Source organism: Bacillus sp. GZB, from assembly GCF_001975995.1.
GTDB classification, from domain to species: domain Bacteria; phylum Bacillota; class Bacilli; order Bacillales; family Bacillaceae; genus Bacillus; species Bacillus velezensis.
The window spans coordinates 767279-781714 of sequence record NZ_MTQG01000017.1 but is presented as its reverse complement, the minus strand read 5'-3'; the positions used below and the strand labels follow the sequence as shown (position 1 = coordinate 781714).

Sequence of the window (14436 nt, the reverse complement as noted above, 5' to 3'; positions counted from 1 at the left end):
GTCGCTAAAAACCTTACAGAACACTCCTAAGCGTTTTTATTAGGCTTTTTCATTACTATTTCATGCCGTCCTTTGTTCAAATAAAAAACGGACACCAATCAGAGCACAGTAATTTGTGCAATGATCAGTGTCCGCAGGCTTTCCGTCTTGGACTATAAATTTTTTTTTTACTTTTTTAAAGTCTTACTATAACCAAATTTAATCATAAAGCTTATTAGGACTATAACTACTATGGCAATCGAAATATCTTTAATCATTGACAGGTTATTCTGAAAAAAACCAGATAACTTTGGATATTTCATTATTGTCATATAACTAATTAGACAAGCTATATAAATCAATGAAGTAGTAGTCATGTTTCTTTTTATTTTATCCATTTCTTTAATTTGCTTTATTCCTTTATCAAATGTAATTATGCCTTTGTCAGTTATAATTGGCTTAAACTCCAATTCTTCATCTTGTTTTGTTTTAATATCCCTCTTAAGATCTAATAAGTTGTTAGATATTTCGATTTTCTGATCTATAGAAAGAAAATTAGTTTCGGAAATATCTTTAATAAGAAGATCTAAAATATCATCAATGCTATACAAACTATGTTGTTTAACTTTATTTGATTTAGCATTGGCAGCGGATAGTGACTCCAAAAGAGGTAAAGAAGGATTTTCTCCCTCTGATATAAAATCTTTCAAAGTATTAATTATTTGATTATTAGCTCTGTTAACTCTTTTAATATAATCTTTTCTTCCAAAAAACTTTGTTAGGGAATTTACAATAAAAGTACTTACTATTGCAGTTATTAAACTAACAATCCAGGGATTCGTTATCCAATCCATTTTCAACAACCTTTTTAAAATAAATCATACTATATTATGAAAAAATTTCATAATATTTTCGTTTGTTCATTCAGAAAAGAAACCATCCATCCCCTTTACTTTTGGGTCACTTTGACGGATGTTATTTTTACAAATCACTGATATATTTTGCTTTTCATCCTTTCATCCCTCTATCCCAGGCAGGACAGAGATTATAAAGAACACAACCACAACTACCGTGCATATCAACCAACTATTCATTTTATCCCGTTTTGCGATGATTGTTTCATCACCAATCATCTTTAAATCATCTGAACGCGCTACAAGGATCGGTATATATTGTTTGGGAACTTTCAAATAATCTGCTGCCTGTTCAACGGTCATCGCTTCATCTTTCGTTGCTTTGACGACACGTTGTAATTTGACTTGTAATGGCATCAATTCAAAAACCCCTTTGCTGAATAATTACATTCGTTTTATTTCACCTTGAACCCTATTTCGTGATCGACTCGTGCAAAGCTGCCTTTTGAGGTTTGGATGATGGTCTTTCCGTGCTCTGGGACATCCAATACATGCGCTGTTCCTTCAGTACCATCTAAAACGATGATACGGATTTTCCCAGGCTCCATACTTTGCTGAATACTTCCTTCATGATTTTTAATTTCTTTGGGGTTGTACACCTAGACTCCTCCTGTGCTATGATAGAAGTACCAATTCGAATCATAAGCACTGAGGCATAAGCTTCGGTGTTTTTTTATATCCTTAGTACGGATTTTCCCAGCCGCTCATTGTGAACGCCGGAGACGGCTTTAGTTCCTCTCGGTATATGATTGGATGTTTTTCGACATATGCTGCCAGTTCTTCCGGCGTCATCTTCCATTCCTTTACCGGTCCTGGTACGTAAGGATTGTTGTTGTTTTCTTGCATGTTGTTAACCTCCTGATTATTTGATTTACGATCCATAGAAAAGCTACCTGTCATGACTCAATCTCAGTTATAATGACTTCCACCCGCGGCTCTTCACTGTAAAACTTACTGACCTTCAAATCGACTACCTGACTATCATCCTTGTATATCAGATGATTTAAAGCGTCTTTGACACCTTTTACATAGTTATCGACGTCCGGCTTTGTTACAGGGCGTAAAAGTCCTTTTTCAGCGTTCTCCTTTTTCCTCTTGGATCCGGATACAGCTTTCGGCATCGGTCTGAATACTCTGACTTCCATTGCGACAGGACCAACAATAACCTGCTTCGGTCGATGCTGAGACGCAACCAGTGCCACATACTGCTTAAAATTTTTTGACTTTACAGGATCGTACATTCTAACCTTTCCGTTTTGAATGGATCCCCGCGGCCGTCCTTGTGCGATCGGCTCTCCATAAACAATAAACTGAATAGAACTCAACAGCCTTTTACCTCCCGTCAATCTGTTCCCAATGCTCGATCTGCTTTTCCTTGTAAGGTGCAGTCAGTAATATGACTGGCAGCGCAGCAACTGCTTTAAGCACTTCTCACCAGCTCCATTTGCCTTATTTTCTCCTCCAGGACCCTAATCGCCGGTGTGAGATCCTGTCCGCCTGTCTGTTCAGCGGGGCCGAACATATAAATCCCTCCGGATCCTTGAACGTTCGTTTTTAAGCTCATTCCCATTCTCCTAACCTATGATTTAATTGCATTCGGTCTCCCTTGATGATTACCGTATAGTTACGGCACATCTGATGTATCCGAGATCCGAGCGCTTCGTCTATATCTAATAATGCTGCTGTATCTAATTCTGATGAAATCAGCAGTGGCTTGTGGTTCAGGTAGCGATAATTAACGACCGATTGGATCTGCTCAACCTGCCAATCCGTGGCCCGCGGTTCTCCCTTTACTGGTTTAAATAAATCGTCGATGAATAGAACGTCCGCTTTTCTCATTGCATCAAGCTTGGACTCTAGTTGATCAAAGTTGTCTCTTAAATTCCCCATCCCTTCGACGTAAGGGAAATACATGCAGTAAACAGACTTTTTCTTAATAAGGTTGTTCATGATTGCCGTTAATAGGTGCGTTTTTCCGCTGCCAGGCTGCCCAAGGAGGGCGATGCTGTTCGAACGTTCTCCTTTAACTTTTTGAAAATCCTTAAAGTATTCCATAGCGCACTCATATGCTTCTTTAATCATGTCAGGCTTGCCGTCTGTAATGAAATTACCGAATAAAAGCATTTCAAATTCCTCGGTAATACCGCTGGCTTCCATAAGCCGGGCGATCTTTTTCCGTTTCACACACTCACATTGCTTGGAATACGTGGTTTTCCACTCCCGGGCCTGATCCGGTAAGCACACTTTTCCTGCAAGGTAATCCTCTTCCCTCACCATTTGATCAGCGTTTAGACTCTCCATTGTTTTTTGTTCTTTTCTCAGCTGCCGTTCAGTATCTTGGTGAACCCGATAAACAATGATTCCTTTGTCCTTGCAGTCAAGGCAATCATATTCAGCCTTTTTTTCTGAGACGGCCTGTTCCGCTGAAAATTGGGCTGACCTGTCCCGTAGTTTTTTGAGAATGCCCGCCATTGCCATGTCCGTACTTTGTGTTTTGTGAGCTATCATGTTGTTTTTTCTCCTTTCTCTTCTGCGTAAACGGATTTGATAGAACTGCTTCAATGTAATTTAAACCAACCTTGCTGCCTTTGTTCCTGAAAGCCTGTTTCATAGCCTCCATGACCTTCTCCTCGCCGTAATCTTCAACCATATAGCCAATTCGCTGAGCTTCAATTGGTCCGATAGTACGGGCGACTTTGTTCTCGAATAATTCAAAGACATTTTTCACTTTTTCATCAACTTCCTTTCTTTCTTCCGACACTTGGACAAGGTCCTTCTTCTTGTTGTAATTGCCAAGCTGTATGTAATCCGCGTAATTCAAAACTGTGACAATAAAGCCGCGTTTTTGCGGCAGCCTGTCCAGTTTTAAATACTCCTGCTTGACCATTCTGTCTAACGAGTATTTGATCTGATCGGATGACCAATTAAAACGCTTTGCTAATTCCACAAGCTTAATGATTGTCTGACCGGGCTCTAAATCCTGATCCGCTCTATACTCTGCCCGTTTGAATAAATGATCGTATATTGTCTCATCCCGTGAATCTTTAAATGGCAGGCGGGGTAAAATGACATATCCTAATCCTTGCGTATCCATATCGCTCACCTACTTCCTTTTACACACTGCTGTTAGAGCCTTAAAATCAATATCTGTTAATTCTAAAGATGGTTCATTTGTCTTCAGATAGTCCGTTACATACCGTGTATATAAGCCCTTCCTCATATCACGCCTAACTGTCTTAACCAGCCAGTAATAACAATGCGGAATCGGAACCTTAATTAAATCCTTTTCCATCAGCTGATCAGCTCCGAGAAATGAATAATACTGTTTAACTGATTTGTTGCACGGCAATATTTGCATCTCTCACACCGCTCCGGCTTTTCACCGCCGTGTTTCACTTGCAGGATACGACCCATACGCTGCTCAATCTCTTCAAGCTCTACTTCCATTCGGCCCTTATCGATATTAATGACTGCCTTATCCGGCGGATCCTCTTTAGACACACCCACGATAAGAGGCTCAAGCCACTCGTTACGCCCAGTCATACGCCTTTCCATTTCTGCGTAAAGCGCCATCTGTCCGATGTATCCGTATGCTTCGACAAACGAGCAATAGCCTATTTCCGGATTCCACACCTTTTCTCGAAGTGAACGGGTTGTTTTCAGATCTGCAAAACGGCTGCCGGCCGGGTTGTATACGTCCAGCTTGCCTTTCCACGGAACACCGAAGAGTTCGGCCGTTACGATAACTTCTTTTGCTCCTTGCAGAACGAACATACAGAGTTCGTCATGTTGAATCGCCTCAATCATCAGATCAGCTAACTGATATTGCTTGTACAGCTGGCCTTTTTGTGTAAAAAGTGATGGCGTGTTTCTCTTGAATTCATCAAATACCTGTTTCCCTTCAAGCCAGGCATGAACATATTGACCGAAGAGGAGAGCCTCTGAACCCGGCGGCACCCATTCACCGTTAATCTTGGCCATTGTTGCCGCCTCGCATTGCAGAAAGCTCTTATATTGAGAATTTGACATGTAATATCTATCAATCTCGTTAGAATAGTAATTCTCCTTGTTTAGCGCCGGAATCGTCCTCATCAGCAGGATCACCAGCCTTTTTCTTTTTTTCATCTGCCTTCCCAACTTGCTCTTTTTGCTTTTTAAATTCTTCTTCAGCCTTTGACTTAGTCGCGCCTGTGGCCTTGATATTGAAGTAATCCTCTTTCTTTGCCATCCCATCACGAAGGGACGTGTAAATGCGTCCAATTTTCAAGAAATCTTGTTCAGTGAAAGCATCGATCGAATTGCCGATGTATTCCTGGATCATTTCTTTTGTAACGCCAAACTCTTTTTTGAAAAGAGATAAAGCGTTTCTGAGACGATCCTCCAAAGGTTCTTTATGACCGCTGATTAACGTTTGCTGACACATATCAACCGCAGCATCTACGATATCGCCTGGAATTACTCCAAGTATGCAGGCACGCAACCGCCGCGCGCCTTGATTAGCAACCATTTCATAAATATCCCTTGGATCATCAAGCTTTGTAATAGCACCGCGCGCTTTCCGTTCATGCTTAACCGTGAAAATCTTGGTTTGACGGGTATTCGTTTCGAGGTCCCAGGCATAAGCCATGACAGACGATTCTCCTGCCTTCTGTTCCAATTCCATAATCCCGTAATCAATGTTCCCCCAGTTCTGCGCCAACGCTTCAGCAAGACGTATAGAAGGACCAGATACTTTTGAGCCGCCTCGGGGATATTCATACACCGCGTTCTCAGCCAACAGTCTCCGTTCACATGCTTTCTTAATCCGATCGAACGCCGCGTATACATCCCGCGGGAATTTCTTAGCAATGACCATAGCAGCCTGTACCTCTTGAGCTTGGCGACTGACCATAGCTTCGGTAGTCACGTTGGTTGCCTGTTGAGGTGCGGGCATATAATCTGAGTAATCTACCTGAGACAATCCATTCATTTTGCTGCCACCTCTCTCAAATAAGCTTTTGTGCCGCGCCTCTGCCATTCTCGGTATGCGTCCATTGACGGAAAACTGAAAACAGGACGGCCATACTTATCAAATGTAATTGAACCGCCAACCTGACTTAAACGTTCCTGGTCGTCCGCCCGGTCGCTGAATGACACTGTAATTGATTTTGCCATTTATAAAACCTCCATTGTTTTCTATGAGGCGTTTTGATATAATTAGGTTCCAATCAATAATCAAAACGCCTGACGAAGTCCACTTTGCCGAGTGGGCTTTTTTATTGCGCTGTTTGAAATTCAAAACCAAACTGCTCCTTTAAGTACCGTTCAAGATTATCCCTCAAAATTACCTCGCCGCTGTCGATTACATAATCATCTGTTGGCATTATGATGTCCCCAAAAAAATCCTTTTTCATTTCAGGTTCTGACGTTTTATCGTGCCAGTTGTTCAAAACCATTGGATTTTCAATGTTCATTGCGAGCACCTGCTTATTACAGTTAAATTAATACCTCGCTGCTGCATTTTCATAGCTACATCGTACAAACGGCCTTTGTTTGCTAACCGGTTAATATCCTCCGTCAAAACTTTTATGCTTCCGGCTAAGCTAATGGCCTCCTCGTAATCACCATCACGCAAGGCCTCACATAGCATAATCGCCAATTCTTCTGCTGAATCCACTTTCCGTTTAGCAGCTTCTAAATCTGATTTAAGAAATTGATTGTTGTTCATATCGTAATTGCCTGCCTCTCCTCATGATTTGCCATTGCTACTTGATCAACTAGCGCTTTTCTTGTCCACCTATCCGCTAGTTCTTGTATCTTTAAACCGTGTCCGCGGGCTAGTGAATAGATGAGTGTCTTATTTGCCGGGATAAGATCGAAAATCTGTTTAATATCACCCATTGGCAGTTCCCCTGCCCTCCTACCCGGCCTGTCACTTGCCAGCCAACGGGCTAGGTGTTTTGTTGCTTCCAACGCCTCTTCCAGCTGATGGACCATATTGATTACCGCGGCACTTGCACTTTCATTTAATGCAGGATCAATGGGCGCAGCTGCTGTTGGGTGCAGACGGAAAAGATAATGCACGAGATCAATATGTTCATAGGCTTCACATACTTCAAACCACTTAATGCATAGTTCAGGAGTGAGTTTGCTAAAGCCATTTTCCACATCAGAAACATATCGTTGATCCTTTCCCCCAATTAAATTACCGATTTGATACTGTGCAAGGCCCGCCGATTTTCGGACACCACGCATAATCTGCGGTAAATTTCGCAAATTGTATGGGTTGTTCTCCATATGTTTGCCTCCTGATATATTCAGTTTTTTACTGATAAAATTTAAGTAATGAAAATACTAACTTGCCTGTTGCTTTTTCAACTTGTTAATGATGTAGGCTTGTCCCTTTGGTGTAATCTTCATTGTGAGCCACGTTTTTGACTTTCCGCTTACTTCTCGAACTCCCTGTGCTACTTCAAAGTAACCGCGGTTCACATATTCTTGATAAGGTTCATTTTTGTTGGAAAAGATCATCTTCCAATCTCGTAATTTCTGAAACAACTGCCTCTCACCAATAACAATGCCTTGTTTTGATGCAAGTTTTGCAACCTCTCTGACAAGCAGGGATTTTTCAGACGCCATACACGATTCAGCAAAACTGACCAACGGCTCCTGAATCCTCAATGTTTGTTCAAGCTGTTGCCGTTCTTCCTGTTCGGTGATCCATCGCTTTGCTCGGCTGACTGGATCATCAATCATATAAGACGGCTGCTTTAGTTTCTGAAGCTCATTTTCCATTCGGTTAAACTCCGAAATATACTTTTCCTTGAACAGCGCTGCCTTTGCACCTGTGTAACCAAAAACTAAGAATGTAAGACCGTCACGCTTGATGAGATATTTTTTATAAGTGCGATTCCTATTGTCCTTATATTCAACCTCCCCAAAATTGTGGAGATTAAATTCTTTACTAGAATCAAGGTTTTTAATATCACGTAAAACATGATCATGACGCTTTCCGAATACCTCAGCAACAGTCAGGCTATCGGTTACAACTTGATCGCCTTCAATAAAAACAAGTTGATTCATGCGGTTGCCCCCTTACGGAAATACTGGGTATTTTCCTCCACCCAACGGGTATTTCTTTCAATCCATTTAAAAAGCAGCTGGGTTGGAATTTTCTTGCCGAACTCATCATTTACCGGGAAATCAGGTCGCGACATGAGTTCAGACATTTTTGTTTGACCGCATCTGAGTACTTTCATCGCTTCTTCTCTGGTTAAGATGTGAGGAAGCTCATTCAACGCTCCCAGCCGCTCGACTAACATATCTGTTGCCCTATCAGCAATTTTTGCTGCAATTTGATCAATGAAGTTATCGTCGTATTGCATGGTAAACATATTTGGTACCTCCTATGCTGTGTTTGATTTTTGTTTCGAAACGACGACATTTTCTTCAAAAAAAAGCGTCCAATCGACATCAAAGTTGTTAGCAATTCTCTTTGCTAGTTTTACTGAAGGATTTCTCTTTCCTAATTCAATGTTCGCGTAAGCACCTCTAGAGATACCAATTTCCTCAGCTGTTTCCTGTTGGCTTTTGTCTCCACGGATGTCTATCAACCATTTCCTCAATAGATTCACCCCCCTATTTGCGTCGAAACGAATCATTTGTTTTTATGATATCGTCCATTAGAAACAATGTCAATAACTTTTTCGTCGTTTTGACACAAAACTTTATTTGTTTCATTTCGACACGTTATAATGTTTAATGAATGAGGTGAAATTATGTTTAAAGACCGGTTAATTCAACTCCGTAAAGGCAAGAAGTTAACACAAGAACAAATGGCTGAAAAGGTTGGCGTTCACAGGGGCACATATGCTAATTATGAAAGAGGCCATAGACAGCCAGACTATGAAACATTAGTTAAAATAGCTGATTTCTTTGAAGTCTCTACAGATTACTTGCTGAGAGGTCAAGAGTACTACCAAGATAAAGCTAAAGAACTCCGTAAGCAGAATGATGTTCGTTTTGATAATGTCGAAGGACAGGAACTGATGACGGAGGATGAAAAAGATAAATATCTTGCAGATGCTCTAAGGCGACTTGATGGAATTGAAAAAATGATTGCAGAGAATTTCAAAAACAAAAAAGAGGAAAAGTAATTATTCTATATTGTTTATTAAGTTATTTCTGTTATTTCTGTTTACTAATAAGATCGGAACTTGAACCGGAATACAAATGAACCCGATCCGAAAGGATAATTTCACCATGTTCCTAATCCCTTATGGTTCAAGGGTTTTCAATCTTATTCTCATCTGAAACTGATCCGGACTTGAACGGAATCTCATCAGTAAAAATCGAGTCGTTGAGAAAAGTCCTGTTTTTAAATTTTGATTAGCCCTTTTAGGGCTTTTCTTTAAACAAAACACCAGAACATAAGTTCTTTTCCAGAATACATTAACTCTCCTCCCCCTACTCATTAATTTCATTTGTATTTAAAACAACTCCTATACTTAATCTAAGAGGTGAAAGAATGTATACCAAAGAATTAATCAAGGGTAAAAAATGGTTAGCAGTTGGAGAAGGCCCTCGTGACCCAGTCACCGGCAAACGAAAGCAAATTCCGCGGCGAGGCAAAACAAAAAAAGAAGCCGAGCAAAGAGTCCGTGATGCAATTGCAGCTTTAAATGAAGATGGCATCGATGAATCAAGAGTGAAAAAGATAACTTTTGATCAAGTCGCAGCCGAATGGTTGGAAGAGTATATGTTAACAGGGAAGAAAAAGAACACTGTCCGAATCAGACGAGAAGAGATAAAAATATTAAATGCCTACATTGCCAAATCCATCATCAATAAAATAACCTTGAGACAGTATCAAAAAATACTTAACAAACTATCAGAACAAGGGTATTCACGAAGCACTATGAATGGAGTACATACGACAGCAGGCATGATATTTAAGTATGCTGTTAAAGTAAAGTTTCTTAAAAGCAATCCTATTGCAGATGCTATAGTGCCTAAAAAAAGAATAACCGTTGAAGAAATTGAAAATAACAACATAGCTGAAAAATACCTCGAAAAATCGGAGATCGAGGAATTTCTTTTAGCAGTTAAAAATCACGGTCTACACATGGATCTGGAACGATTTTATTTACTTGCTTTTTCAGGTATGCGATCCGGGGAGTTATGTGCCCTCAAATGGTCTGACATCAATTTCGAAACAAAAGAACTCCGGATAACTAAAACCATTTATTCAGAAAGTAATAACATGAGAGAGTATGAATTAACTCCACCCAAAACACCTGGATCAATTCGAACAATTGCTATAGACGATCAAATTATAGCCATGCTGAAAGCATATAAAACGAAAGTGAAAAAGATGCATTTGCAATCACAAACAAAATTATCTGAGTACCATAATGAAAACTTTATTTTCGCAAGAGCAAACGGGTACCCTTACCTGCCAAAAAGCATCATATATCGGATGGAAAGAATTCTAAAAAAAACATCCATAAAAAAACATGCGACTCCTCACATATTCAGACACTCACATATCAGTATGTTAGCTGAAGCAGGTGTCGATATTGCGACCGTGATGAAAAGAGTCGGCCACGATGATGTGAAAACAACAATGAAAATCTATACCCACGTTACAAATAAAATGAAAGAGGATGCCTCACAAAAAGTTCAGCAAACTTTCGGAAGCATCCTCGATCTCGGAATTTCATAAAGAAATGTTATTAAAATGTGATTTTTTTAATAAAAACGGATAACTAACCCTCTTGAACCCTTGTCACATCAAGGGTTTTTTTCGTTTTAGGAATCATATTATAAATAATATTCAAAAGGACGGCGGTAAAGCTTCCGGCGACGATTCCGTTTGTGGTCAGCAGATTTAAGTAAGACGGCAGGTGCTTAAACATATCGGGAACGACGGTTACACCGAGTCCCAATCCGACCGAACACGCGACGATCAGAAGGTTTTCCTGCTTTTTAAAGTCAATTTGACTGAGCATTTTAATGCCGTAGGAAATGACCATGCCGAACATGGCCACCATCGCGCCTCCCAGTACCGAAGACGGGATGATGGTCGTGAAGGCTGCGATTTTCGGAAAAAGGCCGAAGAGCATTAAAAGTGCGCCCGTGACACCGATAACCGCGTTTTTCTTAATTCCTGTCAGCTGCACGAGGCCGACGTTTTGGGAATAAGCCGTGTACGGAAAAGCATTAAAAATGCCGCTGATGAATACCGCCAGGCCTTCCGCGCGGTAGCCTTTTGCTAAATCACGTTCAGACAGGCGCCGGTTTGTCAGGTCACCGAGAGCGAAATAGACGCCTGTTGACTCAACAAGGCTGACAATGGCAACGATGGACATCGTAATAATCGGTGCCGCATGAAATGTCGGCGTCCCGAAGTAAAACGGTTTAATCATTTGAATGGCATCAGCATTCGCCACATTGTCAAATTGCACTTTTCCCATAAAATATGCGATGGCCGTCCCGATGACAATGCCGATTAAAATCGAAATGGATTTCAAAAATCCTTTTGTAAACCGATAAAGCAGCACGATGATGACGAGCACCGTAAATCCGAGGGCAAGGTTAGCCGGATCACCGAAATCCTTGCTGCCTTCCCCGCCGGCAATATGATTCATCGCGACCGGCATTAAGGTCATCCCGATAATCGTCACGACAGATCCGGTTACGACAGGCGGGAAAAACGATACGAGCTTACCAAAGAAAAACGACAGCAGAATGACAAGCAGACCCGATGCCAAAATGCTTCCGTAAATGGCTGAAATCCCGTATTCCTTACCGATCGAAATAATCGGCGCTACCGCGGTGAACGTACAGCCGAGCACAACAGGCAAGCCGATGCCGAAAAATTTATTCCTCCATACTTGAAGCAGCGTAGCCGCCCCGCACATAAAAATGTCAATTGATACGAGATATGTCAGCTGTTCTGCGTTCAGTCCCAATGCCGCTCCTACAATTAAGGGAACGACGACGGCGCCGGCATACATGGCAAGCACGTGCTGGATACCGAGGGAAAGTGTTTTGGCATAGCCGTTTTTCATGAACGGACCTCCTGTACAAATGTCACTTTTCCGTCTTCAAGCGATTGAATTCTCGCCAGCGATTCGACCCGGCATCCTTTTTTCACCAGCTCATCTCTTCCCGGCTGAAATGACTTTTCAATGACGATTCCGATCCCGCAAACCGCTGCGCCTGCTTGTTTTACGATGGATAAAAGTCCTTCTGCCGCCTGTCCATTCGCTAAAAAGTCGTCAATGATTAACACGCGGTCATCTTTCGACAGATGATTTCCGGAGACGGCAATCTGACTTTCTGTTTTTTTCGTGAAAGAATAGACGGATGCCGTCAGCAGATCATCCGTTAATGTGAGAGACTTCCTTTTTCTCGCAAAGATGACGGGAACGCCGAGTTCAAGGCCAGCCATCACCGCAGGGGCGATACCCGAAGATTCAATTGTGACGATTTTGGTTATCTCGTCTTTTTCAAAACGGCGCGCAAATTCCCGGCCGATCTGCTGCATGAGAACCGGATCAATTTGATGGTTTAAAAAAGAATCCACTTTCAGCACTTGATCAGAAAGAACGATTCCGTCATCTGCTATTTTTCGTTTTAATGCTTCCACAATGATTACCCCCGCTTATAAAAAATAAAAAAAAGCATTGCCCGCTCTCCAAAAAAAGAGCAAGCAATGCCGAATGATCTACCGTAACGGCCGAATAAAGCCGTTCCATTGCTCACTCATAGTCGGACATTTACGGTGACCGGTAGAAACTTGCGTGCCATATCCACGCGATTATATGAGTGTTCGTATGATATTAATCAAATTATAACAAGATACACTTCTTTTGCATAGTGAAATTTGAATATTTCCGAACTTTTACAAAGAATTGGTTTTCGATTATTCGTCTTTTTAGAATTTTTAGAAAAACGCCCGGTGTATGCCGGGCGTTTCGTTTATAAATATAAATTTGAATATTTACCGACAAGATACTCAATGAGATATTGAACGTTCAGCTCTTCTCCCGTTGCATCTTTTATGATGTCAAGCGGCATTTTGCGTCTTCCGTGCTGATGAACCTTTTCTGTCAGCCATTGTTTAATCGGCTCAAAATCGCCCCGTTCTATTAATTGGTCAAATTCAGGCAGATCGTCAAGCATGGTATGTTTCAGCTGTGCCGCATACATATATCCGAGCGCATAGGAAGGGAAATAGCCGAAATCGCCGCCCGCCCAATGTACGTCCTGCAAAATGCCTTTTGCGTCAGATGGCGGCGTAATGCCTAAATAATCATGATATTTTTGATTCCACAATGCAGGCAGTTCTTCCACTGTCACTTCATTGCTGAAAATTGCTTTTTCAATTTCATAACGGATAATAATATGAAGCGGATATGTCAGCTCATCGGCTTCAATTCGGATAAATGTCGGTTTCGCCTCATTTACGGCGCGTACAAAGTCCTCTCTATTCACATCTTGAAATTGATCAGGCGAAGCCTCAACCATTTTTTCATAATAGGCGGTCCAGAAATGTTGATTTCTGGCGATAAAGTTTTCATAAAATAACGATTGGGATTCATGAATTCCCATGGATGCACCGTCAGATAAGTTCGTTCCGCTCAGCGCTTCGTCAATATTCTGCTCGTAGATCGCATGCCCGCATTCATGAATCGTTCCGAAAATCGCCGTGCGGAAATCGTTTTCGTCATATCTGGTCGTCACCCGTACATCGCCCCGGTTGATTGTCGTCGCAAACGGATGCACCGTCTCGTCCAGGCGGCCGCCGTCAAAATCATACCCGAACTCTTTTAAGAAATACAAGGAGAGGTCTCTTTGCTGTTCTTTCGGAAACGTTTTCGTTATAAAGGAAGTGTCCGGTTTATTGCCGGATGCCGTCACTTTTTTGATAAGCGGAATGATCGCTTCCTTCAATTCAGAAAACAGCTGATCCAGTACCTTTACCGTAACACCCGGTTCGAAAATATCGAGCAATGCATTGTATGGATGATCTTCATAGCCCCAATACGAAATAAACCGCTTATTAAAATTAATCAGCTTCTCAAGGTACGGAGCAAACATAGAGAAATCAGAGGCCGCCTTTGCATCCTCCCAAGCCGTTTCAGCTTTCGATGTTAAAATGACATATTCTTTATACTCATCTTCAGGAATTTTTTTATTATGATCATAATCTTTTTTCGCAAGTTCCGCCGCTTTCACTGTATCTTCAGGCAGCTCTTCTGCATGCGCGAGAAGGATGTCGATCAGTTCTTTCATCCGGTCGGATGTCTGGATTTGAAAAACGTCAGCCGACAGCTGTCCGATGCTTTCAGCCCGGTCATCAGAGCCTTTTTTCGGGGCTCCCGTTCTTAAGTCCCAATGCATAAGCGCAATGGCTTCGACATAGTGGGATACTCTTTTTAACAGATCAAAAAACTCTTTCTCATATGTATGTAAATCCATATCCGTTCCCCTCCCTTTTCACTATTAATTACAGGCTAATGGAACGCCGTGACAAAGTCAACTTCCCGGATTTAAA

At 41.5% G+C, this 14436-nt stretch carries 22 protein-coding genes and 1 riboswitch; of the genes, 2 read left to right on the top strand and 20 right to left on the bottom strand.

Going from position 1 to position 14436, the window contains the following annotated elements:
* Positions 1 to 167: 167 nt before the first annotated feature.
* The 17 genes from BXO87_RS14910 to BXO87_RS14835 all read right to left on the bottom strand — a co-directional run bounded on the left by BXO87_RS14910 (position 168) and on the right by BXO87_RS14835 (position 8497).
* Complete coding sequence (locus BXO87_RS14910; protein ID WP_025852606.1) at positions 168 to 833, bottom strand: hypothetical protein; 666 nt, start codon at positions 831 to 833, stop codon at positions 168 to 170.
* Positions 834 to 995: 162 nt separating this feature from the next.
* The gene (locus BXO87_RS14905; protein WP_038458918.1) at positions 996 to 1253 is read right to left on the bottom strand and encodes a hypothetical protein; all 258 of its coding nucleotides are present in this window, start codon (positions 1251 to 1253) and stop codon (positions 996 to 998) included.
* A gap of 35 nt (positions 1254 to 1288) precedes the next feature.
* Positions 1289 to 1492 carry an XtrA/YqaO family protein gene (locus BXO87_RS14900; RefSeq protein ID WP_025852610.1) on the bottom strand — a complete coding sequence of 68 codons (204 nt, stop codon included), beginning with the start codon at positions 1490 to 1492 and terminating at the stop codon, positions 1289 to 1291.
* 82 nt (positions 1493 to 1574) lie between these two features.
* Positions 1575 to 1739 carry a hypothetical protein gene (locus tag BXO87_RS20845; protein WP_162918043.1) on the bottom strand — a complete coding sequence of 55 codons (165 nt, stop codon included), beginning with the start codon at positions 1737 to 1739 and terminating at the stop codon, positions 1575 to 1577.
* A 50-nt stretch (positions 1740 to 1789) separates the two neighbouring features.
* Positions 1790 to 2218, bottom strand: a complete 429-nt coding sequence (locus BXO87_RS14895) for a RusA family crossover junction endodeoxyribonuclease (RefSeq protein ID WP_038458920.1) — start codon at positions 2216 to 2218, stop codon at positions 1790 to 1792.
* 95 nt (positions 2219 to 2313) lie between these two features.
* Positions 2314 to 2457, bottom strand: coding sequence for a hypothetical protein (locus tag BXO87_RS21045; RefSeq protein WP_192840832.1), 144 nt, complete (start codon positions 2455 to 2457; stop codon positions 2314 to 2316).
* Positions 2454 to 3401 (bottom strand): ATP-binding protein, encoded by a 948-nt coding sequence (locus BXO87_RS14890; RefSeq protein WP_139337731.1) that lies wholly within the window; start codon positions 3399 to 3401, stop codon positions 2454 to 2456. Before BXO87_RS14890 ends, BXO87_RS21045 begins: the two co-directional genes overlap by 4 nt.
* Complete coding sequence (locus BXO87_RS14885) at positions 3286 to 3987, bottom strand: DnaD domain protein (RefSeq protein WP_038458924.1); 702 nt, start codon at positions 3985 to 3987, stop codon at positions 3286 to 3288. Before BXO87_RS14885 ends, BXO87_RS14890 begins: the two co-directional genes overlap by 116 nt.
* Before the next feature lie 197 nt (positions 3988 to 4184).
* On the bottom strand, positions 4185 to 5018 hold the full coding sequence (locus BXO87_RS14875) for a PD-(D/E)XK nuclease-like domain-containing protein (RefSeq protein ID WP_370648489.1): 834 nt from the start codon (positions 5016 to 5018) through the stop codon (positions 4185 to 4187).
* Positions 4942 to 5862: a hypothetical protein gene (locus BXO87_RS14870; RefSeq protein WP_025852621.1), complete on the bottom strand. Its 921-nt coding sequence runs from the start codon at positions 5860 to 5862 to the stop codon at positions 4942 to 4944. The genes BXO87_RS14875 and BXO87_RS14870 overlap by 77 nt, the downstream gene beginning before the upstream one ends.
* Positions 5859 to 6047: a hypothetical protein gene (locus BXO87_RS14865; RefSeq protein ID WP_038458929.1), complete on the bottom strand. Its 189-nt coding sequence runs from the start codon at positions 6045 to 6047 to the stop codon at positions 5859 to 5861. Before BXO87_RS14865 ends, BXO87_RS14870 begins: the two co-directional genes overlap by 4 nt.
* Before the next feature lie 101 nt (positions 6048 to 6148).
* Entirely contained in the window at positions 6149 to 6346 is a 198-nt protein-coding gene (locus BXO87_RS14860; protein WP_038458931.1) for a YqaI family protein, read from the bottom strand.
* Positions 6343 to 6600 carry a YqaH family protein gene (locus BXO87_RS14855; protein WP_038458933.1) on the bottom strand — a complete coding sequence of 86 codons (258 nt, stop codon included), beginning with the start codon at positions 6598 to 6600 and terminating at the stop codon, positions 6343 to 6345. The genes BXO87_RS14860 and BXO87_RS14855 overlap by 4 nt, the downstream gene beginning before the upstream one ends.
* Positions 6597 to 7169, bottom strand: a complete 573-nt coding sequence (locus BXO87_RS14850) for a helix-turn-helix domain-containing protein (protein ID WP_038458935.1) — start codon at positions 7167 to 7169, stop codon at positions 6597 to 6599. The genes BXO87_RS14855 and BXO87_RS14850 overlap by 4 nt, the downstream gene beginning before the upstream one ends.
* 57 nt (positions 7170 to 7226) lie before the next feature.
* Positions 7227 to 7955 (bottom strand): phage regulatory protein/antirepressor Ant, encoded by a 729-nt coding sequence (locus tag BXO87_RS14845; protein WP_014418219.1) that lies wholly within the window; start codon positions 7953 to 7955, stop codon positions 7227 to 7229.
* On the bottom strand, positions 7952 to 8266 hold the full coding sequence (locus BXO87_RS14840; RefSeq protein ID WP_032863594.1) for a hypothetical protein: 315 nt from the start codon (positions 8264 to 8266) through the stop codon (positions 7952 to 7954). Before BXO87_RS14840 ends, BXO87_RS14845 begins: the two co-directional genes overlap by 4 nt.
* Positions 8267 to 8278: 12 nt before the next feature.
* Positions 8279 to 8497 carry a helix-turn-helix transcriptional regulator gene (locus BXO87_RS14835; protein ID WP_025852635.1) on the bottom strand — a complete coding sequence of 73 codons (219 nt, stop codon included), beginning with the start codon at positions 8495 to 8497 and terminating at the stop codon, positions 8279 to 8281.
* Positions 8498 to 8650: 153 nt separating this feature from the next.
* On the opposite strand from BXO87_RS14835, the gene BXO87_RS14830 reads away from it, so the two are divergent.
* Both BXO87_RS14830 and BXO87_RS14825 read left to right on the top strand, forming a co-directional pair.
* Positions 8651 to 9028 carry a helix-turn-helix domain-containing protein gene (locus tag BXO87_RS14830; protein ID WP_014418220.1) on the top strand — a complete coding sequence of 126 codons (378 nt, stop codon included), beginning with the start codon at positions 8651 to 8653 and terminating at the stop codon, positions 9026 to 9028.
* A 371-nt stretch (positions 9029 to 9399) separates the two neighbouring features.
* Positions 9400 to 10596, top strand: a complete 1197-nt coding sequence (locus BXO87_RS14825; protein WP_038458937.1) for a tyrosine-type recombinase/integrase — start codon at positions 9400 to 9402, stop codon at positions 10594 to 10596.
* 43 nt (positions 10597 to 10639) lie between these two features.
* On the opposite strand, the gene pbuX is transcribed toward BXO87_RS14825, so the two are convergent.
* The 3 genes from pbuX to BXO87_RS14810 form a co-directional block, all read right to left on the bottom strand.
* Positions 10640 to 11944, bottom strand: coding sequence for a xanthine permease PbuX (pbuX, locus tag BXO87_RS14820; RefSeq protein ID WP_021494222.1), 1305 nt, complete (start codon positions 11942 to 11944; stop codon positions 10640 to 10642).
* The gene (gene xpt, locus BXO87_RS14815; RefSeq protein ID WP_038458939.1) at positions 11941 to 12525 is read right to left on the bottom strand and encodes a xanthine phosphoribosyltransferase; all 585 of its coding nucleotides are present in this window, start codon (positions 12523 to 12525) and stop codon (positions 11941 to 11943) included. Before xpt ends, pbuX begins: the two co-directional genes overlap by 4 nt.
* A gap of 99 nt (positions 12526 to 12624) precedes the next feature.
* Positions 12625 to 12724: riboswitch (purine riboswitch) on the bottom strand.
* 133 nt (positions 12725 to 12857) lie between these two features.
* Positions 12858 to 14360 (bottom strand): carboxypeptidase M32, encoded by a 1503-nt coding sequence (locus tag BXO87_RS14810; RefSeq protein WP_038458941.1) that lies wholly within the window; start codon positions 14358 to 14360, stop codon positions 12858 to 12860.
* Positions 14361 to 14436: the final 76 nt, after the last annotated feature.